Source organism: Ensifer sp. ENS09 (genome assembly GCF_014852425.1).
Classification (GTDB): Bacteria; Pseudomonadota; Alphaproteobacteria; order Rhizobiales; family Rhizobiaceae; genus Ensifer.
The window spans coordinates 531068-546357 of record NZ_JACVBP010000001.1 but is presented as its reverse complement, the minus strand read 5'-3'; the positions used below and the strand labels follow the sequence as shown (position 1 = coordinate 546357).

13 protein-coding genes are annotated in these 15290 nt (G+C 63.6%); 8 read left to right on the top strand and 5 right to left on the bottom strand.

From position 1 onward, the window contains the following. The first annotated feature begins 101 nt into the window (after nucleotides 1–101). The 3 genes from IB267_RS02680 to IB267_RS02670 all read left to right on the top strand — a co-directional run bounded on the left by IB267_RS02680 (nucleotide 102) and on the right by IB267_RS02670 (nucleotide 5163). A complete protein-coding gene (locus tag IB267_RS02680; RefSeq protein ID WP_192446289.1) occupies nucleotides 102–2498 on the top strand; it encodes an OmpA family protein in 2397 nt (798 codons plus the stop codon). A gap of 113 nt (nucleotides 2499–2611) precedes the next feature. Further along, nucleotides 2612–3355, top strand: coding sequence for a polysaccharide deacetylase family protein (locus IB267_RS02675; protein ID WP_192446288.1), 744 nt, complete (start codon nucleotides 2612–2614; stop codon nucleotides 3353–3355). A gap of 206 nt (nucleotides 3356–3561) precedes the next feature. Further along, a complete protein-coding gene (locus tag IB267_RS02670) occupies nucleotides 3562–5163 on the top strand; it encodes a tetratricopeptide repeat protein (RefSeq protein WP_192446287.1) in 1602 nt (533 codons plus the stop codon). A gap of 28 nt (nucleotides 5164–5191) precedes the next feature. Here the strand turns inward: IB267_RS02670 and mobB are convergent, their stop codons facing one another. Genes mobB through IB267_RS02655 form a run of 3 tightly spaced genes read right to left on the bottom strand, consistent with a single transcriptional unit; the run spans nucleotide 5192 to nucleotide 7299 of the window. Continuing rightward, a complete protein-coding gene (mobB, locus tag IB267_RS02665) occupies nucleotides 5192–5719 on the bottom strand; it encodes a molybdopterin-guanine dinucleotide biosynthesis protein B (RefSeq protein WP_192446286.1) in 528 nt (175 codons plus the stop codon). Next, nucleotides 5716–6381, bottom strand: coding sequence for a molybdenum cofactor guanylyltransferase MobA (gene mobA / locus IB267_RS02660; RefSeq protein ID WP_192446285.1), 666 nt, complete (start codon nucleotides 6379–6381; stop codon nucleotides 5716–5718). Before mobA ends, mobB begins: the two co-directional genes overlap by 4 nt. Before the next feature lie 9 nt (nucleotides 6382–6390). Continuing rightward, nucleotides 6391–7299, bottom strand: coding sequence for a DMT family transporter (locus tag IB267_RS02655; RefSeq protein WP_043616450.1), 909 nt, complete (start codon nucleotides 7297–7299; stop codon nucleotides 6391–6393). 453 nt (nucleotides 7300–7752) lie between these two features. On the opposite strand from IB267_RS02655, the gene IB267_RS02650 reads away from it, so the two are divergent. Further along, entirely contained in the window at nucleotides 7753–10296 is a 2544-nt protein-coding gene (locus tag IB267_RS02650) for a methyl-accepting chemotaxis protein (RefSeq protein ID WP_192446284.1), read from the top strand. A gap of 266 nt (nucleotides 10297–10562) precedes the next feature. Here the strand turns inward: IB267_RS02650 and moaA are convergent, their stop codons facing one another. Continuing rightward, a complete protein-coding gene (gene moaA / locus IB267_RS02645) occupies nucleotides 10563–11612 on the bottom strand; it encodes a GTP 3',8-cyclase MoaA (RefSeq protein WP_192446283.1) in 1050 nt (349 codons plus the stop codon). 215 nt (nucleotides 11613–11827) lie between these two features. On the opposite strand from moaA, the gene IB267_RS02640 reads away from it, so the two are divergent. Next, a complete protein-coding gene (locus IB267_RS02640) occupies nucleotides 11828–12202 on the top strand; it encodes a gamma-butyrobetaine hydroxylase-like domain-containing protein (protein ID WP_043616443.1) in 375 nt (124 codons plus the stop codon). Here IB267_RS02640 and IB267_RS02635 read toward each other — a convergent pair. Further along, nucleotides 12199–12696, bottom strand: a complete 498-nt coding sequence (locus IB267_RS02635; RefSeq protein ID WP_371742486.1) for a MarR family winged helix-turn-helix transcriptional regulator — start codon at nucleotides 12694–12696, stop codon at nucleotides 12199–12201. The genes IB267_RS02640 and IB267_RS02635 overlap by 4 nt on opposite strands. Nucleotides 12697–12743: 47 nt before the next feature. On the opposite strand from IB267_RS02635, the gene IB267_RS02630 reads away from it, so the two are divergent. The 3 genes from IB267_RS02630 to IB267_RS02620 all read left to right on the top strand — a co-directional run bounded on the left by IB267_RS02630 (nucleotide 12744) and on the right by IB267_RS02620 (nucleotide 15215). Further along, nucleotides 12744–13652 carry an alpha/beta fold hydrolase gene (locus tag IB267_RS02630; protein ID WP_192446281.1) on the top strand — a complete coding sequence of 303 codons (909 nt, stop codon included), beginning with the start codon at nucleotides 12744–12746 and terminating at the stop codon, nucleotides 13650–13652. A 114-nt stretch (nucleotides 13653–13766) separates the two neighbouring features. Further along, nucleotides 13767–14375, top strand: coding sequence for a pyridoxamine 5'-phosphate oxidase family protein (locus tag IB267_RS02625; protein WP_192446280.1), 609 nt, complete (start codon nucleotides 13767–13769; stop codon nucleotides 14373–14375). Nucleotides 14376–14429: 54 nt separating this feature from the next. Continuing rightward, a complete protein-coding gene (locus IB267_RS02620) occupies nucleotides 14430–15215 on the top strand; it encodes a M15 family metallopeptidase (RefSeq protein WP_192446279.1) in 786 nt (261 codons plus the stop codon). Nucleotides 15216–15290: the final 75 nt, after the last annotated feature.

The following is a 15290-nucleotide window of genomic DNA, read 5'->3' as shown; positions in this document are numbered from 1 at the left end:
AGGCCCCGTAAGTATTCGTGTTCGTATTCCCTTCGTCAGCGTCTCATGGGTTGACGAGAGGATGCGGGCCAGGACCTCCCAGGAAGAGGAAGGAAGACAAAATGTCGATTCGATCCAAGCTGTTTGCGACCGTCGCGCTGCCGGTGCTGTCGGTGTCCGTGGCGGTTCCGCCTGCCGTGGCCGACAGCCTGATGAAGCCATTCGAGGTTGCACAGGAGGGCGGTGGCCAATCCGACCAGGAACTGCTGCTGCAGCAACAGCGCCAGGCGGAAGAAGAAGCTGCGCGCCAGGCTGCCGAACAGCAGCGCGCCGCTGAAGAAGAGGCCGCGCGCCAAGCCGCCGAGCAGCAGCAGCGTGCTGCCGAGGAAGAGGCAGCGCGCCAGGCGGCCGAACAGCAGCGTGCCGCTGAGGAAGAAGCTGCGCGCCAGGCTGCCGAACAGCAGAAGGCTGCCGAGGAAGAGGCTGCCCGTCAGGCCGCCGAACAGCAGAAGGCCGCTGAGGAAGAAGCTGCCCGTCAGGCCGCCGAGCAGCAGAAGGCTGCTGAGGAACAGAAGGCTGCTGACGAGCAGAAGGCCGCTGACGAGCAGAAGGCTGCTGAAGAACAGAAGGCTGCCGAAGAGCAGAAGGCTGCCGAAGAGCAGAAGGCCGCTGACGAGCAGAAGGCTGCTGAAGAGCAGAAGGCTGCCGAAGAGCAGAAGGCTGCCGAAGAGCAGAAGGCTGCTGAAGAGCAGAAGGCTGCTGAAGAGCAGAAGGCTGCTGAAGAGCAGAAGACTACTGACGAACAGAAGGCTGCTGAAGAGCAGAAGGCTGCTGAAGAGCAGAAGGCTGCCGAAGAGCAGAAGGCTGCCGAAGAGCAGAAGACTGCTGACGAACAGAAGGCTGCTGACGAACAGAAGGCTGCCGAAGAGCAGAAGGCTGCTGACGAACAGAAGGCTGCCGAAGAGCAGAAGGCTGCCGAAGAGCAGAAGGCCGGTGGCGAAACCGCTCCTGCCGTCGAGCCGCAGCCGCAGACCGGCGAAGGGCAGCCTGCACCCGGCACGGAACAACCGCAGACGGGTGAAGGCCAGCCTGTGCCTGGTGCGGAGCAGCCGCAGACGGGTGAAGGACAGCCTGTGCCTGGTACCGAGCAGCCGCAGACCGGCGAAGGCCAGCCCGTGCCCGGCACCGAGCAGCCGGTGACCGCCGAGCAGCCGCAGGTGCAGCAGCCGGCTCCGGAAGTGGTCGATACCCGTACCGAAGAAGAGAAGGTGAAGATCGCCGACGATCCGGCCGCGACCGACGAAACCGTCGTCCTGCCGGTCGAAAACGGTGCGGCCGTGCTCGACAGCGACAAGGACGCCGACAATGCCGGCGGCAACCAGGCGCGCGAAGAGCGTCAGAAGCTGCGCGAGGAACTGCGCGCCAAGGAAGAGGACGCACCGCCGCCAGCCGACGATGCCGCAGCGCAGGCTGCGATCGCTGCCGAGATCCAGGCCGACCTGCCGCAGAAGATCGAAGCGAACCTCAACGAAAAGGGTACGCGCGTCGACGAGGCTCCGGTCTTCGTGGTTCCGGAGACGACCAACATCGTCAACAACACCGTTATCAACAACACGGTGATCAACAACAACACGACGGTCAACAACATCACCAACAACATCACCGAGGTGAAGATCGTCGAACAGATCGACAACCGGGTGATCCTCGGGGTCGGCGACCAGATCTTCGTGCGTGGCGACGACCGTCCGCGCCTGCGTTACGATGCGGAAGAGACCTACTACGATCAGCTTCCGCGTGGCCGCACCCGCGAAACCATCGTGCGTCCGGGCGGCTACCGGATCGTCACCGTCTACAACCGTTACGGCGACATTCTGCAGCGCTCGCGTGTCGACCGCGACGGCAACGAATACCTGATGATCTATGCGCCCGAGCGTGACGAAGGCCCGCGTCCGGCGATCATCGACGTCGGCTACGAACTGCCGCCGATGCGCCTGCGCATCCCGGTCCGCGACTACATCGCCGACGTTTCCGACGATCCCGATCGCGACTACTACCAGTTCCTCGCCGAGCCGCCGGTCGAGCGTGTCGAACGCGTCTACACGATGGACGAAGTGCGCCACTCCGCCCGCCTGCGTGACAAGGTTCGCCGCGTCGACCTCGACACCATCACCTTCCCGACGGGCAGTGCCGAAGTGTCGATGTCGCAGGCCAAGACCATGCGCAAGGTCGCAGCCGCGATGGAGAAGATCCTTGCCAAGGATCCGGGTGAAACCTTCTTCATCGAAGGCCACACCGATGCCGTCGGCTCGGACCGCTCGAACCTGGTGCTCTCCGACAAGCGCGCCGAATCGGTCGCCTCGCTGCTCACCGAGGTTTACGGCATTCCGCCGGAAAACCTGGCGACCCAGGGCTATGGCGAGCGCTTCCTGAAGGTTCGCACCCAGGATGCCGAGCAGCAGAACCGTCGCGTCACCATTCGCCGTGTGACGCCGCTGGTTCGCCCGGTCGCGCAGCGCTAGGCGCCGATCAAGCTTCGGGCAGGGCTGCCCACCTAAATCCCGGAAACCCGCCTCGCAAAAGGCGGGTTTCTGTCATTTGACATTCCTTCCCAGACATTCTTCCTCGGATTGCCATGAAAGCCCTTGTTCTCGCGCTTGTTGCCGCCACCACGTTCGCCCATGCGGCCACCGCTGCGCCTGGGCTCGTCGAGCCGGATCTGCGTCTGCCTTCCAATCCCGGCGGAAAGGGCGCAGCCCCGCGGGTTGCGCTGACGCTTGACGCCTGCAGCGGCGCCACCGACATGCGCATCCTCGGCACGCTGATCGAAAACCGTATCCCGGCGACGATCTTCGTCACCGCGCGCTGGCTGAAGCGCAACGGCCTCGTCGTCGAGGTGATGAAGGCACATCCTGATCTGTTCGAGATCGAGGACCACGGCGCGATGCACGTGCCGCCGATCGACGTGAAGATCTCCGTCTATGGTATCGCGGCAGCCGGCTCCGAGGCGGCGGTCGCGGCCGAAGTCGATGGCGGCGCTGTCGCAATCAAGGCGCATGGACTGCCGGCGCCGAAGTGGTTTCGCGGCGCGACGGCCAAATACACCCATTCGTCGATGAGCCAGATCCGCGCCATGGGTTACCGCATCGCCGGCTACTCGGTGAACGGCGACGGCGGCTCGCTGCTGGGGGCCGCAATGGCTGAAAAGCGCATTCGCGCCGCCAAGGACGGCGACGTCATCATCGCCCACATCAACCAGCCGACCCATTCGGCCGGCGCCGGCGTTGCCCGCGGCATTCTCGACCTCAAGGCCAAGGGCTACAGCTTCGTGCGTCTGAACGACATTCCGGACCAAACGGCCGTCGGCGCGACGAACTGACGATGACCAGCAGGGCCGTGGCCCACGGCATCCCCGAGGTACATCGGGCGCCCGGCCGCGGAGTTGATTGGGCGGCGCGCATGGTGCGCAGCCCAGCAATTGACGGCCGCTGCTCGACGCGTTGAAGCCGTCTGTCGAAATCGATTTTCGGTTGAAGGAACCTCGCCATAGGATTTTTCCGCGTAGCGGTAGCCTGGGAGGTGTGGATGAAGCGCGTCGTCTTCGGACTCGTTGTCGCCCTGATGTCGTCGGTGTTCTCGTCCTCCGTCCACGCGGACGGTGCGGCCCCGGGCCTGCCGCCGTTCGACAAGGTGCTGGAGCGGGCTGAAGACGGCGATGTCCAGGCGCAGGTCGATCTCGGTATGCGTTACCACACCGGCGAGGGCGTTGAGCGCGACTTCCTGAAGGCGATCGGCTGGTACCGGAAGGCGGCCGAGAGCGGCGATGCGAAGGCGCAATTCCACCTCGGCACCATCTATTTCAACGGCGGCGAAGGCGTGAAGCAGAACTATGAGGAGGCCGGACGATGGTTTCGGTTCGCCGCCGAGCAGCGCGTTCCGGAAGCCCAATACAGTCTCGGGGTGATCTACGAACAGGGGTTGGGCGTCGCCAAGGACGATGCGCAGGCCTTCACCTATTACCGGTTGGCGGCTGAACAAGGCTATGCGGCGGCCCAGTTCAACCTAGGCTTTCTCTACCAGCAGGGGCGCGGTACGGCGCGCGACCCGGCCGCGGCGTTTGAATGGTATCGGAAAGCATCGGAACAAGGCCTGGTGGCCGCCATGCACAATCTGGCCATCGCCTATTTCCAAGGCAGCGGCACGCTGAAGAATGACGCGGAGGCTTACCGATGGACGTCGCGAGCCGCGGTCGCCGGAGAGGCGCGTGCCCAGTACAACCTCGGTTTCATGTATGAGAAGGGTGTCGGCGTGGAACGCAACATGGCCGAAGCGCTGCGCTGGTACCTGCGTTCCGCCGAGCAGGGATATGTTGATGGGCAAGCGAATGCCGGCCGGCTCTATTTCAACAGCGAGGCGGGGCGAATCGACGCCCAGGAGGGACTTCGCTGGCTTCGCCCGGTTGCGAACGCCGGCCATAAGGAAGCGCAAAATCTGCTCTGCGGCGTTTACGTGCGCGCCTTCGGCGTCGGACGCGACGATCGGGAGGCGGTGAACTGGTGCCGCAAGGCGGCCGACCAGGGGATGGTTGCAGCGCAGGTGGACCTCGCCACCTTCTACATGCTCGGTCGCGGCGTCGAGAAGGATCCGGCAGCGGCCTTTGACCTCTACCTGAAGGCGGCCAAGCAAGGGGATGCCAAAGCCCAGTTGAACGTCGGCCTCATGTACCTGAAGGGGACCGGCACCGGAGAAAGCTACGCGGAAGCGCACCGCTGGTTTCTGACACTGGCTGATCGCGGGGATCCCCGCGGCCAGTTCCATCTTGCGGTGATGTACGCAGGCGGCCTCGGCCTCGAGAAGAACCTCAAGGAGGCGGCGCGGCTTTATGAACTCGCGGCCAATCAGGGCTACGCTCTGGCGCAGTTCAGTCTCGGCGTGGCCTATCTCAATGCCATCGGTGTGGAAAGCGACGCTGCGGCTGCAGCCAGATGGTTTCGCAAGGCCGCCGAGCAGGGAAACGCCGACGCGCAACTCAATCTCGGCATCGCCTATGCAAGGGGCGCCGGCGTGGAGCAAAATCTTGCGTCGGCTGCCGAATGGTATGCCAGGGCGGCGAAACAAGGGATGCAGAAGGCGCAGCAGTTGCTCGACGGGCTGCCGCAGAAGTATCGCGACGCCAGGACGCCTTGACTGTCGACCTCAGGCCCGCGCGTATTGGTCAGGAAGCCGCGTCCTTGCGCTTGAGACCCGTGACCTTCTCGACGAAGTCGGCGATCGCGTCCGTGTCATCGAGGTCGAAGACCGGAAGATCGCTATCGGAAACCGGATGGTCGGCGGCGATCGCGCAGATGTGCGGATCCGTGGGGGCCAGCGGCTCGCGGTTTGCCGACTCCAACCGGCGGGCCTCGACCTTGGGGATCGGTTCGCGCTTGTAGCCTTCGATGAGCACGAGATCACAGGGCGCAAGCCGCGCCAGGATATCCTCGAAGCTTGGCTCTGGCGCGCCGCGCAATTCATGCATGATCGCAAATCGCGTGCCGGAGACGATGGTCACCTCATGGGCGCCAGCCTCGCGGTGGCGGTAGCTGTCGGCGCCGACCTTGTCGATATCGAAGTCGTGGTGGGCGTGCTTGACGGTGGAGACGACGTAGCCGCGCTGCGTCAGTTCGGTGACGAGCCGCACCATCAGGCCGGTCTTGCCCGAATTCTTCCAGCCGGCGATGCCGAAGATCTTCATGGCGCTCATGTCTTGTCATCCTCGAAGAAACGCAACCAGTGCTCCGCGTCGATCAGATCCTCGGGCGTATTGACGTTGAAGAACGGGTCGAATGCGCCTTTTGTCGTCGCGACGAGCGGAAAATCGACCGTGACCGACGAGTGGCTTTCGATGAAGGCGCGGACGCGGCGCTTCGGATCGCTGGTCAGGAAGGCCTCAAGTTCGTCGGCAAGGGCGAGCGGCCAGAGCCCGAACAGCGGATGCATCTGCCCGTCGGATGCCGCAACGGCGATCTGCTGCTGCTCTGTCAGGGCGGCCACCATTCGGGTGACGAGATCGTCCGGAAAGAACGGCGTATCGGTCGGAACGACGACGACGTGGCTTGCGGCCGGATTGGTGGCCGCGACATGGCGCATGGCTGTCAGCACGCCGGCAAGCGGACCGAGAAACCCGGGGACCGTATCGGCGATGACGGGCACGCTTTCATCCATGGCGCCAGCCGGATCGGCGTTGAGGTTGACGGCGACGCTCGTCACCTGAGGCTGAAGCCGGGCGACGATGCGCGTCAACATCGTCTGGCCGCCGAGCTGAAGGCCGAACTTCGGGCTGCCCATACGGCGCGACAATCCGCCGGCAAGGACGACGGCGGGCCGGGACGCGCTGATCAGGGGCGAGGGAGGGCTTTCGGGCATTGTCGGCTCCTATTCCAGTGGGCCGGTCAGCGAGCGCTGGGCGACGGCTTTGCGGCCACGTAGCGTCTCGCGGTAGAAGGTGTAGAGGCCCGAGCCGATGATGATCGCGACGCCGACCAGCATCCAGTGATCCGGCACCTCGGCAAAGAAGAATATGCCGATCGCAATCGACCAGATCAGGCTGGTGTAGCGGAAGGGCGCAATCACCGAGATGTCGCCGGCCCGCATCGCCAGCACGATCGTCTGGTAGCCGAGCATCAAAAGAACGCTCGCCGCAGCGATATGGCTGAAGGTGGTCGTCGACATCGGTTGCCAGCCGCCCATCGGCTGGATGAGCAGGGCGCCGACGATGGTGGTGACGAGCGAAGTCGATACGGTGATGTAGAGCGCCGGCACGTCGTGGCCGATGCGGCGGGTACAGAGGTCGCGGGTGGCGGTGACGAAGACGCAGCCGACCACGGTCAGCGCCGCCGGCGTGAAGCCCTCGGGGCCCGGCCGGAGCACGATCAGCACGCCGATGAAGCCGGCGATAATGGCGGTCCAGCGGCGCCAGCCGACCGGCTCGCCGAGGAAGAGCGCGGCGCCGAGCGTGACTGCCAGGGGCAGCGCCTGCATGATCGCCGAGGCATTGGCGAGCGGGATCTGGCCAAGGGCCGAGATGTAGGTGACGGAGGCCAGCGCCTCCATGGCGATGCGCAAGAGGATTACCGGCCGCATCAGCGTTCCGATCGGCCGGAAGGCGCGAAAGTGCCAGGCGGCGAGCACGACCATCAGCGTCGTCAGCAAGCCACGCACGAAGATGATCTGCCCAACATTCATCGCACCGGTGACGGATTTGACGAGCGCGTCGTTGCAGGAAAACGTGACCATCGCCAGGCACATGAAAAGAATGCCGCGGAAATTGGTGGAGGCTTGCATGCTGGCTGTCCTGCGGCGCCGGACGAGCGGACTGCGCTGCCGGCGAATGGGAGGCGAATCCGTGAATGGATCGCCTAATGTTTAAGCATTGGCTGCCGCCTTGTGCAAACGGGATCGCATGACGCGACGACTTTTCTTGTTCGACAAGTAGAAGAGGTGTTTTCGCGCCGAACCCTGTGCAGGAAAGACTGTCGTTTGCCGGTAAAACGGGTGCGCTCGAACATAAGCTTATTCGTGGAATCTTAAGTTTCACTGCCTATCGTCGCCGCAATTCCGCATCCATTCGCATGACGCGATCGGCGGGGTGGCGCCGCAATAAACCTTGCAGGGTGGCCATTCCAGGGGCGTTTGCTTGAGGCTTGGGAGAGCCTTCGGCCGATGTCCTATCGGTGTTTCCACCAAGAAAAGCCGCCGCGCGGGCCTGCTTCCCATAAGAATAATCAGGGGTGCGCAATGTCTTTCATCGATCGCTTGCTGCAACGGCTGCGTATCGTCACCAAGGTTCTGCTTTTCGTGGTTCCGCTCGTGGCGCTTATCGCCGGCATTGGTCTCATCGGCTTCTTCACTGCCCGTACGCTCAACGGCCATATGACCGTGACGCGGGAAACCATCAACAATCTCTCGGATTTCCAGGCGCTGCGCGGCGCGCTGCAGGCGTTTGCCGATGCGCCGAGCGAAGAGACACGCACGGCCCTGTCGAGCCAGATCGACGAACAGGAAAGCGGCGTGAAGGCGCTCGACGACCTGTTGAACCGTGCCGAGGACAAGGCGGAGATCGCCTCTGTGCTGGCGCTCGGAAGCGCGATGCGCAGCCAGACGGACAAGCTCTGGGCGACCAAGATCGAACGTGACCAGGTGACAGCGTCGCTCGACAAGGCGCTCGCCGACATGACCGAACAGGGCAACGGCGCCTACAAGCAGATCGACATCATCCGCAAGGAATCCGGCGAAAAGGAAGCCTTCGCCAAGGCGTTGCTTTTCGATGCCGCCGCCTATCAGGGTCTTGCCGAGCGCATCAAGAAATTCCGCCTGCCGGTGACGATGGCCGTCAATCCCGACGCCAAGGTCGACCAGGCGAACAAGCTTCTGCCGCATCTCATGAAGCAGATTGACGAAGCCGAAAAGATCGCCTCGGAAAAGGTGCAGGCGCCGATTGCCGAAGTGAAGGACCAGGCAACGAAGGTGCAGGCGATCCTTGCCGGCGGCGAGGACAACGAGGCGAAGAAGAACGCGCTGGTGCCGATCCTCAGCAAGTTCTCGAAATATGAGGCCGACTTTGCCAAGGAGGCTGCGAAGAATTCCGACACGGCCGCCAAGCGCTTCGTCGGCATGGATGCCGAGATCTCGCAGCTGAAGACCTTGATCGCGCTGATGGGCGACACCTTCAAGGGCCTCGACAGCACGCGGCTGCACATCAGCGAGCTGCATCGCAAGCTCGATGCAGCCGGCCGCGCGCCGGTCATGGCCGACATCCAGGCAGTTCGCGAGACGGCAGCCAAACTTGGCGAACTCGGCGGCAAGAATGCAGCCCTTCGCGATCTGCCGGGCAAGCTCGGCCCTTCGCTCGACAACATCGACAAGGGCACGGCAGCATTGATCGATGTCGGCGGCCGCTGGCAGGCGGCAAAGAGCGAAGCGGCGACGATGGTCGCAACCGCCAGCACGACGCTTGAGAGCTTTGTCAGCAGCGCCCAGGAGGCCGGCAAGGTCGACAGCCAGCGCTCGGCCGATGTTTCGATCGTGGCGATGATCGCCGGCACGCTGCTCGCCATTATCGGCGGCCTGATGCTGGTCGAGACGTTGCGCGGCCCGCTGAAGCGCGTGACGGAAACGATGACGCGGCTTGCCAATGGCGATCTCGACGTTGCCATCGAGGGCCGCAACCGTGGCGACGAGATCGGCGACATGGTGCGCTCGGTTGCCGTCTTCCGCGACAATGCGGTCGAGAACGTGCGGCTTGGTCGCGAGGCCGAGGCTGCGCGTGCGCTTTCTGCGGAAGAGGAAACGCGCCGGGCGGCCGAGCGCGCCCGCATCGAGGCCGAGCAGATGCAGGCGCTGAACGCGCTCTCCGACGTGCTGGCGGCACTTGCCGACGGCGATCTCGAAGAGGGCATGTCCGAGGACCTGCCGGCCGATTACGTGATCATGGCCCGCACCTATAACAATGCCGTCGAGGCGCTGCGGGCGACGCTTGCCGACGTGCGCGTCGTCACCGGCGAGATCACCGGCGGCACCGGCAATCTCGCTTCGTCTGCGGACGACCTGGCGCGCCGGACCGAGCAACAGGCGGCGGCGCTCGAAGAAAGCTCACGGGCGCTGCGGCAGTTGACCGATATCGTCCGCGCGACGGCCGAAAGCGCCCGCAAGACGACGGTTTCGGTCGGCGAGACCAATTCCTACGCCAAGCATTCCGGCCAGGTGGTCGCCAAGGCGATCGATGCCATGGCCGAGATCAACCGCTCCTCGGAGAAGATCAGCACGATCATCGGTGTCATCGACGAGATCGCCTTCCAGACCAACCTGCTCGCGCTGAATGCCGGCGTCGAGGCGGCGCGGGCAGGCGAGGCGGGCCGCGGCTTTGCCGTGGTGGCGCAGGAAGTGCGCGAGCTCGCCCAGCGCTGCGCCGGGGCTGCCCGCGAGATCAAGGGGCTGATTTCCGAAAGCTCGGCACAGGTGAGAAGCGGCGTCGCTCTCGTCCAGGAAACCGGCGACGCGCTGACGGTGATCAACAGCCATATCGGCACGATCCACGACCTCGTCAGCAACATCGAGGCTTCGGCCGCAGACCAGTATACCGGCCTCAACGAAGTGAACTCGGCGGTGCACGAGGTCGAGCTGATCACCCAGCAGAATGCCGCGATGGTCGAAGAGAACACTGCCGAAATCCACGGCCTGCGCCGACAGGTGGAAGCGCTCAACGAGAAGATCGAACGCTTCCGCACCGGTACTGAAGGAATGGGTACGCACGGACAGGGGCATCGAAGCTACGCGGCTTGAGCCCCTGGGCGGGTGGCTGGTCTCTCTGCTAGCTCAATGTCCTCGGAGTCAATCCGAGAACTAAACCTCACCGGCAGGCGGGCACGGAGAGCGTGCCGGGCTGCCGAGCGCCCTGATGCAGGCGCTATCCACTGACACGCGGAGTACGTGGGGACATGAAGATGTGCCCCACATCCCCTTCTCCCCATCTGCGCGGAGAAGGTGCCGGCAGGCGGTTGAGGGGCCGCCTGCCGGTTGTTCTTCCAAATTGGTATCCTGATGAAATATCAGCCGCCGGTGACGCTCATGTGGCGGGCAACGGCCGGGCGGTTGTGCTCGCGGTCGATGATGAAGTCGTGGCCCTTTGGCTTGCGACCGATCGCCTCGTCGATCACCTGGCTGAGATAGGCGTCGTCTTCCGAGGCCCTGAGCGCCGTGCGCAGGTCGGCCGCGTCGTTCTGGCCGAGGCACATGTAGAGCGTGCCGGTGCAGGTGAGACGGACGCGGTTGCAGCTCTCGCAGAAATTATGGGTCATCGGCGTGATCAGGCCGAGCCTTCCGCCGGTTTCCGCCACTTCGAGATAACGGGCGGGGCCGCCGGTGCGATAGGGAATATCGGAGAAGGTAAACTGTTCTTCCAGCTGTCGGCGCATTTCCGACAGCGGCATGTAGTGGTCGGTGCGGTCTTCCTCGATCTCGCCCATCGGCATGGTCTCGATCAAGGTCAGGTCCATGCCGCGGCCATGGGCCCAGCGCATCAGGTCCGGGATCTCCTGGTCGTTGAAGCCTTTGAGCGCCACCGCATTGATCTTGATCTTGAGGCCGGCGGCCTGGGCGGCGTCGATGCCTTCCATGACCTTGGAGAGTTCGCCCCAGCGGGTGATCTGGTGGAACTTTGCCGGGTCGAGCGTATCGAGCGAGACGTTGATGCGCTTGACGCCGCAGTCGGCGAGTTCGGCGGCATATTTCGCGAGCTGCGAGCCATTGGTCGTCAGCGTCAGTTCATCAAGCCGGCCGGCCTCGATCTCACGACCGAGTTCGCGCACCAGAAACATGATGTTCTTGCGCACCAGCGGTTCGCCGCCGGTAAGCCTGAGCTTGCGGACACCCTTCTCGATGAAGGCGGAACAGAGACGCTGCAATTCTTCGAGCGTCAGCAGATCCTTCTTCGGCAGGAAGGTCATGTGCTCGGCCATGCAATAGGTGCAGCGGAAATCGCAGCGGTCGGTGACGGACACGCGCAGATAGGTGATCGCCCGCCCGAAGGGGTCGATCATCGGGGCCGTCTTCTGCTCCAGCGGCAAAGCGCCAAATCTGTCTATCGTTGCTGTGTTCAAGCGTCTTTCTCCCAGCCCCCTTCAATGTCGTCGTCGAAGATGGTCGCGTCAAGGCGCATACTGTCGCAAAGTGTTGATCGGAAGAGACGGGTAATTCTCGCGCGCCGATTTCTGCGCTAGTGCATTGTCGTCCCTTAGAGCAATGCCGCATCGGGAACGCAGATTACGGCGAATGGGCGGCATCCGGTTTGTCGTACGCGAAAGGAAGCAGCGAAATGAGCGAATTCTGGCCGACGGAGTTGCGGGTGTCGAAGGATCGCCACCGGCTTGTGGTGACGTTCAACGACGGAGCGTCCTTCGATCTTTCGGCGGAGATGCTGCGGGTGCTTTCGCCGTCCGCCGAAGTGCAGGGCCATGGTCCTGGCCAGCGGGTGACGGTTCCCGGCAAGCGCAATGTGCAGATCATTTCCGTGCAGCCGACCGGCAACTATGCGGTCCGCATCGGCTTTGACGACTTCCACGACACCGGCATCTTCACCTGGAGCTATCTGCATGAGCTTGGTGAAAAGGGCGCGGAACTCTTTGCTGCCTACGAGCAGGAGCTCGCCGACAAGGGCATGTCACGCGACAAGGCCGAAAAGCCGCGTTAATCCGCGCTCTCTTCCGACAGCTCGCTCTCTTCCTTGAGCAAAATGCCGATCAGCCGCTCCATGGACTTGGCGACGATCATGCATTCCTCGATCGGCGAGCCTTCCATCGACTTCTCGATCAGTCCGGTGTGAATTTCCATCGCGGCTTCAGTCAGGCTGCGGCCTTCCGGCGTCAGCGACAGCCGCAGCACCCGTTTGTCCTTCTCGTCGCCACGCCTGAGGATCAGGCCGCGCTTTTCCAGTTGCGGCAGCAGCATGCTCATGTTGGATCGGCCGACCAGCAGCTTGCGCGCCAGTTCCTGCTGAGAGATGCCGTCAAAACGGTAGAGATTGATCAGGATGTCGAGATGCGGCGGCTTGATGTCGAGATGGGCGATCTCGCGCGTCAAGGTCTGCTGCATGAGCTGGCAGGCGCGCGCCACGGCGATCCAGCTGCGAAAGCGGGGATGGTCCCAGGGAAAATGGTGTTCGCTCGTCACTTGATTTTTGTTCAACGTTGTACAATTATGTTCAGCATTGAACATAACAAGAGATTCCCACTATGGCATCCTTTGCGATCAAGGTCATCCGCAACGCGCTGAAGGGCGTCGACGCCTTTTCACCCGAGACGGCCGGGCGGCTTGCTTTCAGGCTGTTCACTCTCACGCCCGGCAGAAAGCCGAAGAACGCCAAGGAAAAGGCGGCGCTCGCGGCTGCAGCCCCGGTGATCGCCAGGGGCCAGCCGGTGACGCTCTCCTATGCCGGCGGCTGGGTGCTGGCGCGCCGGTTCGCGGCGCCGCGCGAGGCCGCCAACACCAAGCGCATTCTCCTCGTGCACGGTTGGGGATCGCGCAGCGACTATCTAGCGGCGATGATCGACGGCCTGGTCAAGGGCGGCGCCGAGGTGGTGACGCTCGACTGGCCCGGGCACGGAGCTTCGCCGGGGCGCACGTTGACCATGCCGGCAGCGGTTCGGGCGATCGACGCGGCCTGGCGGCACTTCGGCAATTTCGACGTCTGTGTCGGCCATTCCTTCGGCGGCGGCAGCCTGGCTTGCGCTGCCGGCGGCATCGTCTGCGACGTGCACAGCCATATCCCGAAGAAGCTGGTGCTGATCGGTGCGCCAAGCGAGATGACTTGGCTTTTCAAAGGCTTCGGGAGAATTCTTCGCCTTTCCCCGAAGGCGCAGGTGGCCTTCGAAGGCGTTGTCGAACGTCTCTCCGGCCGCCGACTTCAGGATTTCGATGCAGCGCACGTGATCCAGGCGCGCGCCGTGCCGACGCTCGTCATCCATGCGGAGGACGACAAGGAAGTCTCCGCCGACCATGCGCGCCGTTATGCGGCGGCCGGGCCGAATGTGGAAATGCACTGGGCAAATGGCTTTGGCCACCGGCGCATAGTTTCGGCCGCACCGGTGATTGCGCGGATCAACGCCTTCATACACGCGGAAGATCAAAAAGCCGCCGCCTGACTATTTTCGTTGACCGTGTCATCAGTCTGTCATGCTATCTGCCGAAGGGTCGCTGGCCCGGGATTCTCTGTATCCAGATTGCTCCCGGGATTTTTGGCAGCATTGGAGGACGGCATGTCGATCATCAGCTCGGTCGAGGAACTCAACGCGCTCTATGGCGGCGTCAGCGAAGCATCGGTGGCCAAGGTCACCAAGACGCTGACGGCCGAATACCGGCTGATGATCGAGGCATCGCCTTTCTGCGCGCTCGCGACCGTCGGTCCGGAGGGACTGGATTGCTCGCCGCGCGGGGACGATGATTGCGTCGTGCGGATCGGCGACGACAGGACGGTGCTTCTGCCGGACTGGCGCGGCAACAACCGCGTCGATTCGCTCGCCAATATCGTGCGCGATCCGCGCGTGGCGCTGATGTTCCTGATCCCCGGTTCGAACACGACGATGCGCATCAACGGCACGGCGGTGCTCAGCGTCGATCCCGCCCTGACGGAAAGCTTCGAGGTCGACGGCAAGCACCCGCGCAGCGTCATCGTCGTGACGATTGGCGAGGTCTATTTCCAATGCGCCCGCGCCGTCATGCGCGCCCAACTCTGGAACCCCGACCGCTTCCTTGATCCGGCATTGCTGCCGACGCCCGGCACGTTGCTGAAGGCCGCCAAGGCGGATTTCGACCGCGAGACCTATGACCGCGAATGGCCGGAGCGCGCCGCCAAGACCATGTGGTAAACTGCACCCCGGCTGATCGGCGCGATCAGGCAAGCACAGAGGCTGGAGGCGAGGGTGCGGCAGCAAGCTCTGACAGGTGCATTCCTGCTCGCCCTCCTGGCTGGCAAGGCGTCTGCTGGTGAGCCGTCGCTGGCGGAAAAGCTCAATCTGCTGGCAGCAAGTTACCCGGATGCCATCGAGCGCATCGACGGCAACGCCTTGATCCTTGGGGATGGCGGGCCGCCGATCGTCATCGACGACGGCCGAACGAAAAGCCATGCCGAGAAACTCGCTGCGGGGGACGTCGAGGACAGCCTGTCACAAGTCTATCCGATCGGTGCCTGTGCGACGCCGCCAGCGGTCGATTTCGACCCGGGGCGCATACGCAGCGAAGCGCTTCTGAAACGGCTCTATGGCGGCAGCGCTACAACCGTCCGGCAGGATCTCGTCGGCGTGGACTGGTTCGGCGAGCGGCTGCAGGTAACGAGGAAGCACGGGATGGCGGCGGCGCTGAAGGCTGTTGCCGCGGACCTTTCGCGACAAGCCGAACTCAGGCGCTATCTCAGCCCGAGTGCCGGCACCTTCAACTGGCGCCCGATTGCCGGCACCGCGACGCTGTCGGTCCACAGTTTCGGTGCGGCCATCGATATCAACACGCGCTTTGCCGACTATTGGCGCTGGGCCGGAAAGGCCCGCGGCGGCTATCGCAACCGCTACCCGCTGGGCATCGTTCAAGCCTTCGAAAAGCGCGGCTTCATCTGGGGCGGCCGTTGGTATCACTTCGACACGATGCATTTCGAATACCGGCCGGAGATGATCGCAATCGCTCGCGCCGCAGGCGCCGATGCGTGTCGCCAGTAGTCTCAGCGGGAAACGGACTCGCGGGCCATGAAACGCAAAAGGCGCCCGTGGAGGGCGCCCGTTGTCTGTTTGGTC